The sequence below is a fragment of the Streptomyces violaceus genome, assembly GCF_036014075.1.
In the GTDB taxonomy this organism is placed as follows: Bacteria; Actinomycetota; Actinomycetes; order Streptomycetales; family Streptomycetaceae; genus Streptomyces; species Streptomyces violaceus.
Map to the genome: position 1 here is coordinate 6,857,868 of NZ_CP107911.1, position 15,501 is coordinate 6,873,368.

General features: G+C 71.1%; 12 protein-coding genes and 1 pseudogene. 6 read left to right on the forward strand and 7 right to left on the reverse strand.

Features of this window, described 5'->3' with window-relative positions; genetic code table 11:
- Positions 1 to 187: 187 nt before the first annotated feature.
- Positions 188 to 844, reverse strand: coding sequence for an MBL fold metallo-hydrolase (locus OG542_RS30835; RefSeq protein WP_193480669.1), 657 nt, complete (start codon positions 842 to 844; stop codon positions 188 to 190).
- A gap of 35 nt (positions 845 to 879) precedes the next feature.
- Positions 880 to 1,569: a maleylpyruvate isomerase family mycothiol-dependent enzyme gene (locus OG542_RS30840; protein WP_328415074.1), complete on the reverse strand. Its 690-nt coding sequence runs from the start codon at positions 1,567 to 1,569 to the stop codon at positions 880 to 882.
- Positions 1,570 to 1,791: 222 nt separating this feature from the next.
- On the opposite strand from OG542_RS30840, the gene uvrA reads away from it, so the two are divergent.
- Complete coding sequence (uvrA, locus tag OG542_RS30845; protein WP_328415076.1) at positions 1,792 to 4,824, forward strand: excinuclease ABC subunit UvrA; 3,033 nt, start codon at positions 1,792 to 1,794, stop codon at positions 4,822 to 4,824.
- Positions 4,825 to 4,895: 71 nt separating this feature from the next.
- On the opposite strand, the pseudogene OG542_RS30850 reads toward uvrA, so the two are convergent.
- Positions 4,896 to 5,453 (reverse strand): annotated as a pseudogene (locus OG542_RS30850) (YceI family protein); the annotation flags it as partial.
- Between the two features lie 101 nt (positions 5,454 to 5,554).
- Here OG542_RS30850 and OG542_RS30855 point away from each other — a divergent pair.
- The gene (locus OG542_RS30855) at positions 5,555 to 6,418 is read left to right on the forward strand and encodes a helix-turn-helix domain-containing protein (protein WP_328415078.1); all 864 of its coding nucleotides are present in this window, start codon (positions 5,555 to 5,557) and stop codon (positions 6,416 to 6,418) included.
- Between the two features lie 6 nt (positions 6,419 to 6,424).
- Here the strand turns inward: OG542_RS30855 and OG542_RS30860 are convergent, their stop codons facing one another.
- The 4 genes from OG542_RS30860 to OG542_RS30875 all read right to left on the reverse strand — a co-directional run bounded on the left by OG542_RS30860 (position 6,425) and on the right by OG542_RS30875 (position 9,994).
- Positions 6,425 to 7,333: a carbohydrate kinase family protein gene (locus OG542_RS30860; protein WP_328415080.1), complete on the reverse strand. Its 909-nt coding sequence runs from the start codon at positions 7,331 to 7,333 to the stop codon at positions 6,425 to 6,427.
- The gene (locus OG542_RS30865) at positions 7,330 to 8,463 is read right to left on the reverse strand and encodes a LacI family DNA-binding transcriptional regulator (protein ID WP_328415082.1); all 1,134 of its coding nucleotides are present in this window, start codon (positions 8,461 to 8,463) and stop codon (positions 7,330 to 7,332) included. Before OG542_RS30865 ends, OG542_RS30860 begins: the two co-directional genes overlap by 4 nt.
- Positions 8,464 to 8,625: 162 nt before the next feature.
- Complete coding sequence (locus tag OG542_RS30870; RefSeq protein WP_328415084.1) at positions 8,626 to 9,573, reverse strand: hypothetical protein; 948 nt, start codon at positions 9,571 to 9,573, stop codon at positions 8,626 to 8,628.
- 259 nt (positions 9,574 to 9,832) lie between these two features.
- The gene (locus OG542_RS30875) at positions 9,833 to 9,994 is read right to left on the reverse strand and encodes a hypothetical protein (RefSeq protein WP_189730995.1); all 162 of its coding nucleotides are present in this window, start codon (positions 9,992 to 9,994) and stop codon (positions 9,833 to 9,835) included.
- A gap of 256 nt (positions 9,995 to 10,250) precedes the next feature.
- On the opposite strand from OG542_RS30875, the gene uvrC reads away from it, so the two are divergent.
- The 4 genes from uvrC to whiA are packed head-to-tail and all read left to right on the forward strand — an operon-like array spanning position 10,251 to position 15,362.
- Positions 10,251 to 12,350 (forward strand): excinuclease ABC subunit UvrC, encoded by a 2,100-nt coding sequence (uvrC, locus tag OG542_RS30880; protein ID WP_311125063.1) that lies wholly within the window; start codon positions 10,251 to 10,253, stop codon positions 12,348 to 12,350.
- Positions 12,347 to 13,306, forward strand: a complete 960-nt coding sequence (gene rapZ / locus OG542_RS30885) for an RNase adapter RapZ (RefSeq protein WP_184596841.1) — start codon at positions 12,347 to 12,349, stop codon at positions 13,304 to 13,306. Before uvrC ends, rapZ begins: the two co-directional genes overlap by 4 nt.
- The gene (locus OG542_RS30890) at positions 13,303 to 14,382 is read left to right on the forward strand and encodes a gluconeogenesis factor YvcK family protein (RefSeq protein ID WP_189731002.1); all 1,080 of its coding nucleotides are present in this window, start codon (positions 13,303 to 13,305) and stop codon (positions 14,380 to 14,382) included. The genes rapZ and OG542_RS30890 overlap by 4 nt, the downstream gene beginning before the upstream one ends.
- Positions 14,373 to 15,362: a DNA-binding protein WhiA gene (whiA, locus tag OG542_RS30895; RefSeq protein WP_184596845.1), complete on the forward strand. Its 990-nt coding sequence runs from the start codon at positions 14,373 to 14,375 to the stop codon at positions 15,360 to 15,362. Before OG542_RS30890 ends, whiA begins: the two co-directional genes overlap by 10 nt.
- The last annotated feature ends 139 nt before the right edge of the window (positions 15,363 to 15,501 follow it).

Below are 15,501 nucleotides of genomic sequence, written 5' to 3' on the forward strand. Positions count from 1 at the left end.
AGGCCGGCGGCCCATCCGCGCAGGAGCCGTCATCCTGCGCGGGGCTCCTACCAGTTGACCGCGCAACTACCTGTGCCGGGAGCGCGCGCACGACACCGGCGTGTGTGAAGCGTTCACACGGGGCGCGTGCGCGCCTCGCGACTCAGCGCGCCTGCGCCCCGGCGCGGCTTCTCGCCACCCCTGGGCCTCACCACCCGCGCGCGTGCCACTCCGGAAGCTGCGGGCGCTCCGTGCCCAGCGTCGTGTCGTTGCCGTGCCCCGGGTAGACCCACGTCTCGTCCGGGAGGACGTCGAAGATCCTGGTCTCGACATCGTGGAGGAGGCTGGCGAACGCCTTGGGATCCTTGTGGGTGTTGCCCACACCGCCGGGGAACAGGCAGTCCCCGGTGAACACATGGGGATGCCCGTGCGGGTCGTCGTAGACGAGGGCGATCGAGCCGGGCGTGTGCCCGACCAGGTGGCGCGCGGTGAGTTCCACGCGCCCGACCCGGATGGTGTCTCCGTCGTCGACCAGCACATCGGTCCGTACGGGGATGCCGTCGGCGTCGTCCCTGCCCGCGTACGTGCGGGCTCCGGTGGCCGCCACGACCTCGGCGAGCGCCTGCCAGTGGTCGCCGTGCTGGTGGGTGGTGACGACGGACGCGATGCCGTCGCCACCGATCATGCCGAGCAGCGTGTGCGCCTCGTTCGCGGCGTCGATCAGCAACTGCTCGTCCGTGGCCCGGCAGCGCAGCAGATAGGCGTTGTTGTTCATCGGACCGACCGCGATCTTGGTGATCATCAGGTCCTTGAGTTCGTGCACGTCGGCGGGCCCGCCGACCGTCACCTCTCCGCTGTACGTCATGTCCGCCAGCCTATAGCGGGGGAGTGGTCCGGGTCCTAGAGCGGGGGCAGCGCCGGAAGCCGGCCGTCGGCAACCTCCAGTGCGGATCCGGCACGGCGGCCGGCGAGCCAGCCCAGCAGATCGGCCGGGGAACCGGTGACGGTCACCTCGGGTCCGTCGCCGGGCTCCCGTCCGGTGCTCCACGCGCGCGTGCCGTCCGTGAGGCGCGTGGGCGGTACGCCGGGATGCCCGGCGAACCGGTCGGCCAGGAAGACGATCTCCCGCTCGGTGAACTCCGCCGGCAGATCCTCCAGCTCGTACCCGATCCCCAGGTCCACGTGATGCAGCTCCACCTCCACCCAGCGCCGGAACGGCACCCGGGACGCGGAGTCCGTGACCCCGTTGCGCAGCTCCACCGTGCGCGACCAGTCCGCCGGGGCGGCCCCGGTCTCCTGGAAGCGGGCCGCGGTCTCGCGCAGATCGGCGAGCTGGACGTCGAGGGCGCGCGGGGCGTCCCGCTCGATGTCGGTGTCCCGGGCCTCGCCGGAGACGTACATGGGACGCCCTTCGAGGACGTTCACGAGGGCGTCCGCGTTGCGGGAGAGGTGGGCGAGGACATGGCCGCGGGTCCAGCCGGGAAGCCGTGACGGCTGCGTCACAGACGCGTTGTCCAGTTTGCCGACTGCGATGAGCAGCCGATCCGTAGCGTCGCGTACAGACGCCAGGTCATGACCGTGATCAATCATGGTGCTGACCCTAGTCCCGCCACACCTTTGGGTGAAGGTGGTGAACGGGTGCCGTAAATCGAATGCACGTGCTATAGGGTCGGACGTGACGTCGGGCATGCTGGAGAGCCGGGGTTTGTTGTCAACCCGTGAACCCGACCGGCGTTGTCAGTGGCTCCCCCTAGTCTGAGAAAGACGGGGGCCCCGCCCCTGTCACTTCTCTCAAGAAAGGTGCGGACCGGCGTGGCCGACCGTCTCATCGTTCGTGGAGCGCGCGAGCACAACCTCAAGAACGTTTCGCTCGACCTCCCGCGCGACTCGCTCATCGTCTTCACGGGCCTGTCGGGGTCGGGCAAGTCCTCGCTGGCCTTCGACACCATCTTCGCCGAGGGGCAGCGGCGCTACGTGGAGTCGCTCTCCTCCTACGCCCGGCAGTTCCTCGGTCAGATGGACAAGCCGGACGTCGACTTCATCGAGGGCCTCTCCCCGGCGGTCTCCATCGACCAGAAGTCGACCTCGCGCAACCCGCGCTCCACGGTCGGCACCATCACCGAGGTCTACGACTACCTGCGTCTGCTCTTCGCGCGCATCGGCAAGCCGCACTGCCCCGAGTGCAGCCGCCCGATCTCCCGCCAGTCGCCGCAGGCCATCGTCGACAAGGTCCTGGAGCTGCCGGAGGGCAGCCGCTTCCAGGTGCTGTCGCCGCTGGTGCGCGAGCGCAAGGGCGAGTTCGTCGATCTCTTCGCCGAGCTCCAGACCAAGGGCTACTCCCGCGCGCGGGTGGACGGCGAGACGATCCAGCTGTCGAACCCGCCCACGCTGAAGAAGCAGGAGAAGCACACCATCGAGGTGGTCGTCGACCGCCTCACGGTCAAGGACGGCGCCAAGCGCCGCCTCACCGACTCCGTGGAGACCGCGCTCGGTCTGTCCGGCGGCATGGTCGTGCTCGACTTCGTCGACCTCCCCGAGGACGACCCCGAGCGCGAGCGCATGTACTCGGAGCACCTGTACTGCCCGTACGACGACCTGTCCTTCGAGGAGCTGGAGCCCCGCTCCTTCTCCTTCAACTCGCCCTTCGGCGCCTGCCCGGACTGCTCCGGCATCGGCACGCGCATGGAGGTCGACGCGGAGCTGATCGTCCCGGACGAGGACAAGAGCCTCGACGAAGGCGCCATCCACCCCTGGTCGCACGGCCACACCAAGGACTACTTCGGCCGCCTCATCGGCGCGCTCGCCGACGCGCTGGGCTTCCGCACGGACATCCCCTTCGCGGGCCTGCCGCAGCGCGCCAGGAAGGCCCTGCTCCACGGCCACAAGACCCAGGTGGAAGTCCGCTACCGCAACCGCTACGGGCGCGAGCGCCGGTACACCACCGCGTTCGAGGGTGCCGTCCCCTTCGTCAAGCGCCGGCACAGCGAGGCCGAGAGCGACTCCAGCCGTGAGCGCTTCGAGGGCTACATGCGCGAGGTGCCCTGCCCCACCTGTGAGGGCACGCGTCTGAAGCCGATCGTCCTCGCGGTCACGATCATGGACAAGTCCATCGCCGAGGTCTCCGCGATGTCGATCAGCGACTGTGCGGACTTCCTGGGCGAGCTGAAGCTCACGGCCCGCGACAAGAAGATCGCCGAGCGCGTGCTGAAGGAGGTCAACGAACGGCTGCGGTTCCTGGTCGACGTCGGCCTGGACTACCTCTCACTGAACCGCGCGGCCGGCACTCTCTCCGGCGGCGAGGCCCAGCGCATCCGCCTGGCCACCCAGATCGGCTCCGGCCTGGTCGGCGTCCTGTACGTCCTCGACGAGCCCTCCATCGGCCTGCACCAGCGCGACAACCACCGGCTGATCGAGACCCTGGTCCGGCTGCGCGACATGGGCAACACGCTCATCGTCGTCGAGCACGACGAGGACACCATCAAGACCGCCGACTGGATCGTCGACATCGGCCCCGGCGCCGGTGAGCACGGCGGCAAGGTCGTGCACAGCGGCTCCCTGAAGGAACTGCTCGCCAACGCCGAGTCGCAGACCGGTCAGTACCTGTCCGGCAAGAAGGCCATCCCGCTGCCCGAGATCCGGCGCCCGCTGGACCCGTCCCGGCAGCTCACGGTGCACGGCGCCAGGGAGAACAACCTCCAGGACATCGACGTGTCCTTCCCGCTCGGCGTGTTCACAGCCGTCACCGGCGTGTCCGGCTCCGGCAAGTCGACCCTGGTCAACGACATCCTGTACACGCACCTGGCCCGCGAACTGAACGGCGCGAGGAACGTGCCCGGGCGGCACACGCGCGTGGACGGCGACGACCTCGTCGACAAGGTCGTGCACGTCGACCAGTCGCCCATCGGCCGCACCCCGCGCTCCAACCCCGCCACGTACACCGGCGTCTTCGACCACGTCCGCAAGCTGTTCGCCGAGACCACCGAGGCGAAGGTCCGCGGCTACATGCCCGGCCGCTTCTCCTTCAACGTCAAGGGCGGCCGCTGCGAGAACTGCTCGGGCGACGGCACCATCAAGATCGAGATGAACTTCCTCCCGGACGTGTACGTCCCGTGCGAGGTCTGCCACGGCGCCCGGTACAACCGGGAGACCCTGGAGGTCCACTACAAGGGCAAGTCCATCGCCGACGTCCTGAACATGCCGATCGAGGAGGCCACGGAGTTCTTCGAGGCGGTCCCCGCGATCTCCCGCCATATGAAGACCCTGAAGGACGTCGGCCTCGGCTACGTCCGGCTCGGCCAGTCCGCGACCACCCTGTCCGGCGGTGAGGCCCAGCGCGTCAAGCTCGCCAGCGAGCTCCAGCGCCGCTCCACCGGCCGCACGGTCTACGTCCTGGACGAGCCGACCACCGGTCTGCACTTCGAGGACATCAGCAAGCTGCTGACGGTCCTGTCCGGACTGGTCGACAAGGGCAACACGGTCATCGTCATCGAGCACAACCTCGACGTGATCAAGACCGCCGACTGGGTCGTCGACATGGGCCCCGAGGGCGGTGCCGGCGGCGGTCTGGTCGTCGCCGAGGGCACCCCGGAGCAGGTCGCCGCGGTCCCGACCAGCCACACTGGCAAGTTCCTCCAGGAGGTCCTCGGCGCCGACCGCATCAGCGATGCGTCATCGGTGCCGGCACAGCGCAGGACGGCGGCGAAGAAGACGGTCGCGGCGCAGACCCCGGCGAAGAAGACCGCCACCAAGAGGGTCAACAGCACCGCCACCAAGAAGGCGGCGACCAAGGCCACCAAGACCACGAAGGCCACCGCGAAGAAGACGACGCGGACGACCAAGGGCTGAGGGCTGTGCCGACGCGCCGTGCTCCACGGGAACACCCCGTGGAGCACGGCGCGTCGGCGTGTTGAACAGTCGTTCTTCGGCTCCACGAACTGCATGTCGAGCTGGATCTTCACCACTTCACCGAGCAGACCGGGAGCGAAGTCGAGCCCGAACTCGCTGCGCCGGATCTCGCCGGTCGCCTCGAACCCGGCATGCCGGCTGCCGTCCATCGGCACCTCGACCAGCCCGCCGAACTCCACGGCGAGCGTCACCGGGCGGGTCACCTCGCCGATGGTCAGCTCGCCCTCCATCGTCCAGTCCTCACCCTCACCCGACACGCGCGTCGAGCGGTACGTCATCGTCGGACGCTTCTCGACGTCGAGCAGGTCGGAGGCGGGGACGTGCGCGTCGCGGTCGGCGTTGCCGGTGTCGATCGAGGCGAGGTCGACGGTCGCGGAGACCCGCGCGTCCTCGGCCCGTTCCCCGACGAAGAGTTCGGCCTCCAACCGCTCGAAACGCCCCCGCACCTTGGCGATGCCCAGGTGACGGATGGTGAAGTTCACGGAGGAGTGGAACGGGTCCAGGGCCCAGTTCCCCGGAGCCAGCGGCAGGGCGGTGGCGGAAGCGGCGGCAGCGATGTCATTCGTCATGTGCTCCACCCTGAGGGCCGAGCGGCCCACGAGGGAGACCGTCCGGAGCCTGGTAGTGGCAGGGCCACGATCCGCGCTCGCGCGCGTTGTACGTTCGGCGGGTGAGCGACAACGAGTTGGGCACGTTCCTGCGTACCTGGCGTGAAGCCGTCAGCCCCGCCGAGGTGGGTCTGCCCACGGGGTCGCGGCGCCGCACCCCTGGCCTGCGGCGCGCCGAGCTGGCCACGCTCGCCGGCATGAGCGTCGAGTACCTCACCCGGCTGGAACAGGGACGCGACCGCAACCCCTCCGCCCAGGTGCTCGGTGCCCTCGCCGACGCCCTGCACCTTTCGCTCAACGACCGGATGCTGCTGCGCCGCCTGACCAAGGAGGCGGACGGCGGCGACCCGCTGGTCTGTGGGGCTGCCCTGTCGCTCGGCCGCACGGCGCGCCCCACCGTCCGGTCCGTGCTGGACCGCCTCGAGCCGGCCCCCGCGCTGGTGATCAACTGGATCGGCGACATCCTCGCCCACACCGCGGGCTACGAGCGGCTGGCCGGTCCCCTCGGCCTGTTCGACGACGAGCGGCCCAACCTGCTCCGGTACCTGTTCACCGACGAGCGGGCCCGCGGCGCCTACCGCGACTGGGACCGGGTGGCCGACGACCTCGCCGCCCGGCTCCGGCACGGGGCCCCTCTCCGGGACCCGTACGTCGCCGAGCTGGCCGACGAGCTGACAGTGACGGCCGGGGCGGACTTCGCCGACCGGTTCGCCGACCTTGCCGTGGTCCCACGCCGGACGGGCTCCCAGCACATCGAGCACCCGGAGGCCGGATCGCTGCGACTGCTGCACGAGACCCTCGTGCTGCCCGACGAGGGCCAGCGCGTGATCATCCACCTGCCCGCCGACGATGCCAGGGCCGCCGCTCTGGACCGCCTGAACGGTCGTCGCCCCGGCGCGCTGCGGGCCGTCGGGGACGTCGGCTGAGCGGCTTCAGCCGTCCAGCTCGTGCGCGTACGGCGGTTCCGCCCCCGCCCGCGAGCAGGTGACCGCCGCCGCGCGGGCCGCGAAGCCCAGCAGTTCCGTCCAGCCGTCGGCTCCCAGTGCCGCCAGTGCCCGCTCGCTGAGGGCGTCGCGTACCGCGAGCCCGTGCAGCAGTGCCGCGTTGACCGTGTCACCCGCGCCGATCGTGTCCACGACCTCCACTCGCTCGCCCGGCACCGCGTACTCGCCGCCGTCGGCGGTGAAGACGGTCAGCCCGTCGCCGCCCCGGGTGATCACGACCGCTGCCGGGCCGGCCGCCAGCCACTCCTGGGGCGTGCCGCCGAGCCACTGGGCGTCCTCGGCGGACAGCTTCAGCAGCGACACCGACGGCAGCCAGCTCTTGAAACGGGCCCGGTAGGCGTCCGCGTCCGGGATCAGCCCGGCCCTGATGTTCGGGTCCAGAGCGGTGAACAGGCCCTGCGCGGCCGCCGAACGCATCAGCTCCTCGTACGCGCTCGCCCCCGGCTCCAGCACCAGCGAGCAGGTGCCGAAGGAGACCGCACGGGTACCCGACGGCAGCGCCGAGGGCGCCGCGAACAGCCGGTCCGCCGTCCCGTCCACGTAGAAGGAGTACGCCGCCGAGCCGTCCACGCCGACCGTGGCGACGGCAAGGGTCGTCGGCTCGGCGCCGCGCTGCACCGACGACACGTCGACCCCGGTCTCGCGCAGCCGGTCCAGCAGCGCCTCCCCGAAGGCGTCGTACGACACCCGGGAGCAGAAGGCGGCGGGGGAGCCGAGGCGGCCCAGCGCCACGGCCGTGTTGTACGGGCCGCCGCCGAGCGCCGGCTGCAGGGCCGCCAGGGCACCCGCGCCCCGCGGTACCAGGTCGATCAGTGCCTCACCGGCGACGACGATCATGCGACGGTTCCTCTCTCGGACTGCGCGGCCCGCGCGGACTGCGCGGATTGCACGGACTGCTGTGGCTGTTGGGCCTGCTGGGACTGTTCGGGATGTTCGGATCGCGTCGGCTCCTCCGGGCAACCGCACGAGGTGCGATGGACGAAGGCGGAGGGGAGCCGCACGGTCCGCGCCGGCCGGCCCGGCTCGGCGAGACGCTCCAGGAGCACGCGTACGGCCTGGGCGCCGATGTCCTTGCTGGGCTGCGCGATCACGGTGAGCCGGGGCGAGAACAGATCCGCCCAGGCGAAGTCGTCGAAGCAGCACAGCGCGATGTCGCCGGGTACGGACAGGCCGCGGGCGCGCAGAGCACGCAGCGCCCCGATGGTCATGGCGTTGTTGCCGGTGACCAGCGCGGTGGGCGGCACTCCGAGGGACAGCAGGGCCGCGGTGGCCTGTTCGCCACCGGCCGACTCCGAGTCGCCATGCACCAGGAGCCGTTCGTCGTACGGCAGTCCGGCGAAGGCGAGACCGCTGCGGTAGCCGGTGATCCGCTCGCTCGTGGTGCTGAGCCCCGGTCGCCCCGCCACCAGCCCGATCCGCCGGTGGCCGAGGCCGGCGAGATGCGTGACCAGCCGGGACGTCGGTTCGGCGTTGTCGGCGCACACCTGGTCGAAACGCGGACCGCCGTCCGCCGCCGGGGCGTCCACCAGCCGGTCGAGGAACACCGCCGGCACGTCGTGCCGCCCCAGGTAGGCGAGCAGCCAGCGCGGATCCGCCGAGGGCGCGACGATCATGCCGTCCACCCGGCGCTCGTGCAGGAGCTGGACGACCTTGCGCTCGTGCTCCGGGTCGTCGTGCGGATCGGCGATCAACAGGCTGTAACCGTGTTCCAGGGCACTGGCCTCGACGCCCTGGAGGATCTCCGTGAAGTACGGGTTGCTGATCGCCGACACCGCCAGCCCGATGGAACGGGTGCGGGACGTCACCAGGGAGCGGGCCAGCGTGTTCGTGGTGTAGCCGAGCTCCTCCACGGCGTCCAGGACCGCCTGGCGGGTGTGCGGCAGCACCGGCCGGGTGCCGTTCAGCACGTGCGAGACGGTCGCCACGGAGACACCGGCGCTCCGTGCGACGTCGGCCATGGTCGCCATGCCGTTCCCTCCTCCGCTTCCGGCGGTCCGTCCGGCGGTCCGGCGGTCCGGCGGGGAACGTATCGCATCCGACGCCGGACGTAAACGCTTGCGTAAGCGTTTACGTCTGCACGAGACCGTCACTACGACCGCAGACCGGACACGGCCCCGCCGTCGTGACGCCTACTCCCAGTCCCAGCCGATCCCCAGAAACCCGGCCCGCACCCGCGGCTCGACCACGTGCACCGACCGGTGCCGACCGCTCAGTGCCAGGTCCTGGCAGCCGCTGCGCGGCGCCGCCGCCGAGTGCTGCGCGAACCGGTGGCAGCGCGCCGGGAGGGCCGCCGCGTCGAAGCGCACCTGGAGCGCGTACTGGCCGCCGGGGGCGTCGAAACCGCGGACGTACTCGCGCGACTCATCCGCCGTCCCGTCCTCGACGCCGTAGCGGAACAGGAACGTGTCCCCGGCCCGCAGCCGGGCGTCGAAGAGCAGCTCGGCGGCGAGCACTCCGGTGTCGCGGTGCCAACGGACGCGTCCCGTACGGCAGTTCTCCAGGGCGTGCACCCTCATGCGCTCGGGCACGGCTCCCCGGTCGCCGTGGTGGACGGCGACGAAGCGGTCGATGCCGTCCCGGTGGGCCCGCACGATGTGGTGCGACTCGCGCTCGGCCAGCTCGCGCCGCGCCCCGATCCGCAGCCGCTCGTGGTGTCCGAGGGTGTGCAGGCCCCCGTCCGGCGGGCAGTCCAGCTCGGCCAGCAACTGATCCAGGACCCCGGAGGCCTCGACGAGGGAGCGATAGGACCGGGCCGCGGACCGCTGCCCGGCCGGTCCGGCGTCGGGCTCGGCGAGCAGCCGGATCAGCGACTCCTCGGGAAGCTCCAGGATCTCTTCCAGCGCGCGGACGGCTCGCAGCGATTCGGGGCGCTGCGGACGCCTGGCCCCCTGCTGCCAGTAACTGAGGCTCGTGACACCGACCTTCACGCCGTGGCGGGACAGATGGTGCTGCACGCGTTGCAGCGGCAGTCCACGGGCTGCGATCGCCGCACGCAGGGCGACGTGGAAGGGGCCGCCTCGCAGGGCCGAGTCCAGGTCCGCGGTGGCGATGTCCGCGTGCTGTGTGGCGTGCGGCATGCAGGGGCCTCTCTATGAGTCGGCAACGGCTGGTCAGACCGTTCGCACGGGCCGCCCGGGGCCGTCCCGCCGGCGCACGGCAGGTCTTCACATGCGTACGTCGTCGTTCAGGGCCCCGAGTTCCACCGCATTGAAGCGCGTTGACCTGGTCCCGACAACACCTGATGCCGGACAGTGATGTACGCCCGCCCGGGACTCGTCCGGACATGCCGAACGCCCGGGGCGTACACCCCGGGCGCTCGTGGCGGACGGTGAGTTTCTAGGAGCGGTCGCTTCCGCCCTGTTCCTCGAGGGCGAGACGCTTGGCCCGCACTATGTCGGGGTCGCGCGGGTCCAGGGCGTCGCGCAGCGCGAACGCCTCGTCCGCGTACCGGCGGGCACGGACCGTCCGCCGGGTTTTCTCGATCCGCATCTGCTTCATCTGCGCAGCCCTCCGACCCGTGGCCCGCCCGCTCCGCAAAGGAAGCGGCCGGTCCGCACTGACAACCTGTGCCTGCACCGACACGGCCTCCGTCCGCCGGACGTCGCCGTGTCCCCGTGGGAAGCCTGCATTCCCGCTACCGGCCCGCCGTAATCCCCGCGGCGGGACATGCCGTTGGAAACTGCCACCCGCCAAGCCCGTGATCGGGCCCCGTGCTCCCGTCGGACTGTCGGTGCTCGCCAGTAGGGTGTGAGACATGGCCGACCCCTCCAGCTACCGCCCCAAACCGGGTGAGATCCCCGACACGCCGGGGGTCTACAGGTTCCGTGACGAGCATCGCCGGGTGATCTACGTCGGAAAGGCGAAGAGCCTGCGCCAGCGCCTGGCGAACTACTTCCAGGACCTGGCGGGAATGCACCCGCGCACCCGGACCATGGTCACCACGGCCGCGTCCGTGGAGTGGACGGTGGTGTCCACGGAGGTCGAGGCGCTCCAGCTGGAGTACTCCTGGATCAAGGAGTACGACCCCCGGTTCAACGTCAAGTACCGCGACGACAAGAGCTACCCGTACCTCGCGGTGACGATGAACGAGGAGTACCCGCGCGTGCAGGTGATGCGCGGTCACAAGAAGAAGGGCGTCCGCTACTTCGGGCCGTACGGGCACGCGTGGGCGATCCGCGACACCGTCGACCTGCTGCTGCGTGTCTTCCCCGTGCGCACGTGCTCGGCCGGCGTCTTCAAGAACGCCGCCCGCACCGGCCGCCCCTGCCTCCTCGGCTACATCGGCAAGTGCTCGGCCCCCTGCGTGGACCGGGTCTCCGCCGAGGAGCACCGCGAACTGGCCGACGAGTTCTGCGACTTCATGGCCGGCCGGACGAACACCTACATCCGGCCGCTGGAGAAGCAGATGGCGGAAGCGGCCGAGGAGATGGAGTACGAGCGGGCGGCCCGGCTGCGCGACGACATCGAGGCCCTGAAGAAGGCCATGGAGAAGAACGCGGTCGTGCTCGCCGACGCCACCGACGCCGACCTGATCGCGGTCGCCGAGGACGAGCTGGAAGCGGCTGTCCAGATCTTCCACGTACGCGGCGGACGCGTGCGCGGCCAGCGCGGCTGGGTCACCGACAAGGTGGAGGAGATCACCACCGGAGCCCTCGTGGAGCACGCCCTGCAGCAGCTCTACGGCGAGGAGACCGGCGACGCCGTCCCCAAGGAGGTCCTGGTCCCGGCCCTGCCCGACCCCGTGGAGCCCGTCCAGGAGTGGCTCACCGGGCGGCGCGGCTCGATCGTCTCCCTGCGCGTCCCGCAGCGCGGCGACAAGAAGGCCCTCATGGAGACGGTGCAGCGCAACGCGCAGCAGGCGCTCGTCCTGCACAAGACCAAGCGCGCCTCCGACCTGACCACGCGCTCGCGTGCCCTGGAGGAGATCGCCGACGCCCTCGACCTGGACAGCGCCCCGCTCAGGATCGAGTGCTACGACATCTCCCACCTCCAGGGCGACGACGTCGTGGCCTCCATGGTCGTCTTCGAGGACGGGCTCGCCCGCAAGAGCGAGTACCGCCGCTTCCAGATCAAGGGCTTCGCGGGGCAGGACGACGTCCGTTCCATGCACGAGGTGATCACCCGCCGCTTCCGGCGCTACCTCGCCGAGAAGGAGAAGACGGGGGAGTGGACCGACGGCGAGAACGCCGAAACCCCTGAGATCGACAGCAACGGCGAGATCGTCGGGACCGGCCTCACCGAGGACGACGGCCGTCCCAGGAAGTTCGCCTACCCGCCCCAGCTCGTGGTCGTCGACGGCGGCGCCCCCCAGGTCGCTGCCGCCCGGCGGGCCCTGGACGAGCTCGGTATCGACGACATCGCCGTGTGCGGCCTCGCCAAGCGCCTGGAGGAGGTCTGGCTGCCCGGCGACGACGACCCGGTGGTCCTGCCCCGCACCAGCGAGGGCCTGTACCTGCTCCAGCGGGTCCGCGACGAGGCCCACCGGTTCGCGATCACCTACCAGCGCTCGAAGCGGGCCAAGCGCTTCCGCTCCAGCCCCCTGGACGACGTGCCGGGACTCGGGGACACGCGGAAGCAGGCACTCCTGAAACACTTCGGTTCGTTGAAGAGATTGCGATCTGCCACCATCGACCAGATCTGCGAGGTTCCCGGCATAGGCCGCAAGACCGCGGAGACCATCGCGGCGGCCCTCGCCCAGGCGGCCCCGGCCGCACCCGCCGTCAACACGGCGACTGGAGAGATCATGGAAGAGGAACCCGGCACGGAACCTGGCACGGAACCCGGCACCATGGGTTCCAGTGGGGAGCCCGTGACGATGGGCGCCCCGGACGAACGACGGGGGCAGGAGACATGAATGTGAACGAGCACGACGGGCAAGAACAGCAAGCCGGAGACGGAGCACAGGTGAGTACGGGCACGCCCAACGACAAGGCCCCGGTCCCGGACGCGGCCATCCCCGAGCTGGTGATCATCTCCGGCATGTCCGGGGCCGGCCGCTCGACGGCCGCGAAGTGCCTGGAGGACCTCGGCTGGTTCGTGGTCGACAACCTGCCGCCCGCGCTGATCCCCACGATGGTGGAGCTCGGCGCCCGCTCCCAGGGCAACGTGGCCCGGATCGCCGTGGTCGTCGACGTCCGCGGTCGCCGCTTCTTCGACAATCTCCGCGAGTCCCTCGCCGACCTGGAGGCGAAGAACGTCACCCGGAGGATCGTCTTCCTGGAGTCCTCCGACGAGGCCCTGGTGCGCCGCTTCGAGTCGGTGCGCCGCCCGCACCCCCTCCAGGGCGACGGCCGGATCGTCGACGGTATCGCCGCCGAGCGCGAACTGCTGCGCGAGCTGCGCGGCGACGCCGACCTGGTGATCGACACCTCCAGCCTGAACGTGCACGAGCTGCGCGCCAAGATGGACGCCCAGTTCGCCGGCGAGGAGGAGCCGGAGCTGCGGGCCACGGTGATGTCCTTCGGCTACAAGTACGGTCTGCCGGTCGACGCCGACCTCGTCGTCGACTGCCGCTTCCTGCCGAACCCGCACTGGGTACCGGAGCTGCGTCCGTACACCGGCCTCAACGACGAGGTCTCCGGGTACGTCTTCAACCAGCCCGGAGCCAAGGAGTTCCTCGACCGGTACACGGAGCTCCTCCAGCTCATCGCCACCGGCTACCGCCGTGAGGGCAAGCGCTACGTGACCATCGCCGTGGGCTGCACGGGCGGCAAGCACCGCTCGGTCGCCATGTCGGAGAAGCTCGCCGCCCGCCTCGCGTCCGAAGGCGTGGAGACGGTGGTCGTACACCGGGACATGGGACGCGAATGACACGACGTACTCCGCGGCTGAGCCGGCTGCGCCGGGTGGTGCCCGACGGCAGCACCGACGCACGGGCCGGCCGGCCCGCCGAGGCCCGGGGCGGCAGACCGCGCCGCCGGGGCACCCAGCCCAAGGTCGTCGCCCTCGGCGGCGGCATGGGTCTGTCCGCCTCGCTGGCCGCACTGCGCCGGATCACCGGCGACCTCACCGCCGTCGTCACCGTGGCCGACGACGGCGGCTCCAGCGGCCGGCTCCGCGACGAGCTGGGCGTGCTGCCGCCCGGCGACCTGCGCAAGGCGCTGGCCGCGCTGTGCGGTGACGACGACTGGGGCCAGACCTGGGCCCGGGTCATCCAGCACCGCTTCCAGTCCCAGGGCGACCTGCACGAGCACGCGGTCGGCAATCTGCTGATCGTCGCACTCTGGGAGCAGCTCGGCGACCACGTGCAGGCCCTCGACCTGGTCGGACGGCTGCTGGGCGCCCAGGGGCGTGTGCTGCCCATGTCCGCCGTCCCGCTGGAGCTCCAGGCCCTGGTCAAGGGCCACGACCCGGAGCGCCCGGAGGAGGTCGACACGGTCCGCGGCCAGGCCACCGTCGCCCTCACCCCCGGCGAGGTGCAGTCCGTGCACGTCGTGCCGCACGACCCGCCCGCCGTGCCCGAGGCGGTCGAGGCCGTCCTGGACGCGGACTGGGTGGTGCTCGGCCCCGGCTCCTGGTTCTCCTCGGTCATCCCGCACCTGCTCGTGCCCGAGCTGCTGGACGCGCTCACGCAGACCAAGGCACGCCGGGTACTCTCCCTGAACCTCGCCCCGCAGCCCGGAGAAACCGAGGGCTTCTCCCCGCAGCGTCATTTGGAGGTTTTGGGACGACACGCCCCTAAACTCGCCCTGGACGTGGTGCTGGCCGACGAGGCCGCCGTGCCCGACCGTGACTCCCTGACCGACGCCGCCAAGCGCTTCGGGGCCGCGGTCGAGCTGGCGCCGGTTGCCAGGCCCGACGGGACCCCGAGGCACGACCCGGAGCTGTTGGCCGCCGCGTACGACCGTATTTTTCGGATGCATGGAAGGATCGGCCCATGGCGATGACGGCAGCGGTGAAGGACGAGATCTCCCGGCTCCCCGTCACCCGGACCTGCTGCAGAAAGGCGGAGGTCTCCGCCATGCTGCGGTTCGCCGGCGGCCTCCACCTGGTGAGCGGTCGGATTGTGATCGAGGCGGAGCTGGACACCGCGATGGCGGCCCGCCGTCTGAAGCGGGACATCCTGGAGATCTTCGGCCACAGCTCCGAACTGATCGTGATGGCACCCGGCGGACTGCGCCGCGGCTCGCGCTACGTCGTGCGCGTCATCGCGGGCGGGGACCAGCTGGCCCGCCAGACCGGCCTGGTCGACGGGCGCGGCCGCCCGATCCGTGGCCTGCCCCCGCAGGTGGTCTCGGGGGCCACCTGCGACGCCGAGGCCGCCTGGCGTGGCGCGTTCCTGGCGCACGGCTCGCTCACCGAGCCCGGCCGCTCCTCCTCCCTCGAGGTGACCTGCCCGGGCCCCGAGGCCGCGCTCGCGCTGGTCGGCGCCGCCCGCCGCCTGTCGATCGGGGCCAAGGCCCGTGAGGTGCGCGGCGTGGACCGGGTCGTCGTCCGTGACGGTGACGCCATCGGTGCCCTGCTGACCCGGCTCGGTGCCCATGAGTCGGTGCTGGCCTGGGAGGAGCGCCGGATGCGCCGCGAGGTGCGCGCCACGGCGAACCGGCTCGCCAACTTCGACGACGCCAACCTCCGTCGCTCGGCCCGCGCGGCCGTCGCCGCCGGTGCCCGTGTGCAGCGCGCCCTGGAGATCCTCGCGGACGACGTCCCCGAGCACCTCGCCGCCGCCGGCCGGCTGCGCATGGAGCACAAGCAGGCCTCCCTGGAGGAGCTGGGCGCGCTCGCCGACCCGCCGCTGACCAAGGACGCCGTCGCCGGCCGGATCCGCCGCCTGCTGGCCATGGCCGACAAGCGCGCCTCCGACCTCGGCATCCCGGGCACGGAGTCCACCCTCGCCGACGAACTCGCCGACAACCTCGTCGGCTGACCTCACAGGCCGTCAATCAGCCGGTGTCTGACGCCCACTTGGGTGGTCGGCACCGGCTTTTGCGTGTCGTTGAGGCGCTCTTGACTCGATCATGGACTGTCATGAGCCTGGCATCTGTTCGCTGCTGTGGCGAACCCAC

What these genes read in the sequence shown, in the direction of transcription:
- OG542_RS30860 (WP_328415080.1), bottom strand. Translation starts at nt 7,333, where the DNA reads ATGATCGTCGTCGCCGGTGAGGCACTGATCGACCTGGTACCGCGGGGC.
- OG542_RS30835 (WP_193480669.1), bottom strand. Translation starts at nt 844, where the DNA reads ATGACGTACAGCGGAGAGGTGACGGTCGGCGGGCCCGCCGACGTGCAC.
- OG542_RS30875 (WP_189730995.1), bottom strand. Translation starts at nt 9,994, where the DNA reads ATGAAGCAGATGCGGATCGAGAAAACCCGGCGGACGGTCCGTGCCCGC.
- rapZ (WP_184596841.1), top strand. Translation starts at nt 12,347, where the DNA reads ATGAATGTGAACGAGCACGACGGGCAAGAACAGCAAGCCGGAGACGGA.
- uvrC (WP_311125063.1), top strand. Translation starts at nt 10,251, where the DNA reads ATGGCCGACCCCTCCAGCTACCGCCCCAAACCGGGTGAGATCCCCGAC.
- OG542_RS30840 (WP_328415074.1), bottom strand. Translation starts at nt 1,569, where the DNA reads ATGATTGATCACGGTCATGACCTGGCGTCTGTACGCGACGCTACGGAT.
- OG542_RS30865 (WP_328415082.1), bottom strand. Translation starts at nt 8,463, where the DNA reads ATGGCGACCATGGCCGACGTCGCACGGAGCGCCGGTGTCTCCGTGGCG.
- OG542_RS30890 (WP_189731002.1), top strand. Translation starts at nt 13,303, where the DNA reads ATGACACGACGTACTCCGCGGCTGAGCCGGCTGCGCCGGGTGGTGCCC.
- whiA (WP_184596845.1), top strand. Translation starts at nt 14,373, where the DNA reads ATGGCGATGACGGCAGCGGTGAAGGACGAGATCTCCCGGCTCCCCGTC.
- OG542_RS30870 (WP_328415084.1), bottom strand. Translation starts at nt 9,573, where the DNA reads ATGCCGCACGCCACACAGCACGCGGACATCGCCACCGCGGACCTGGAC.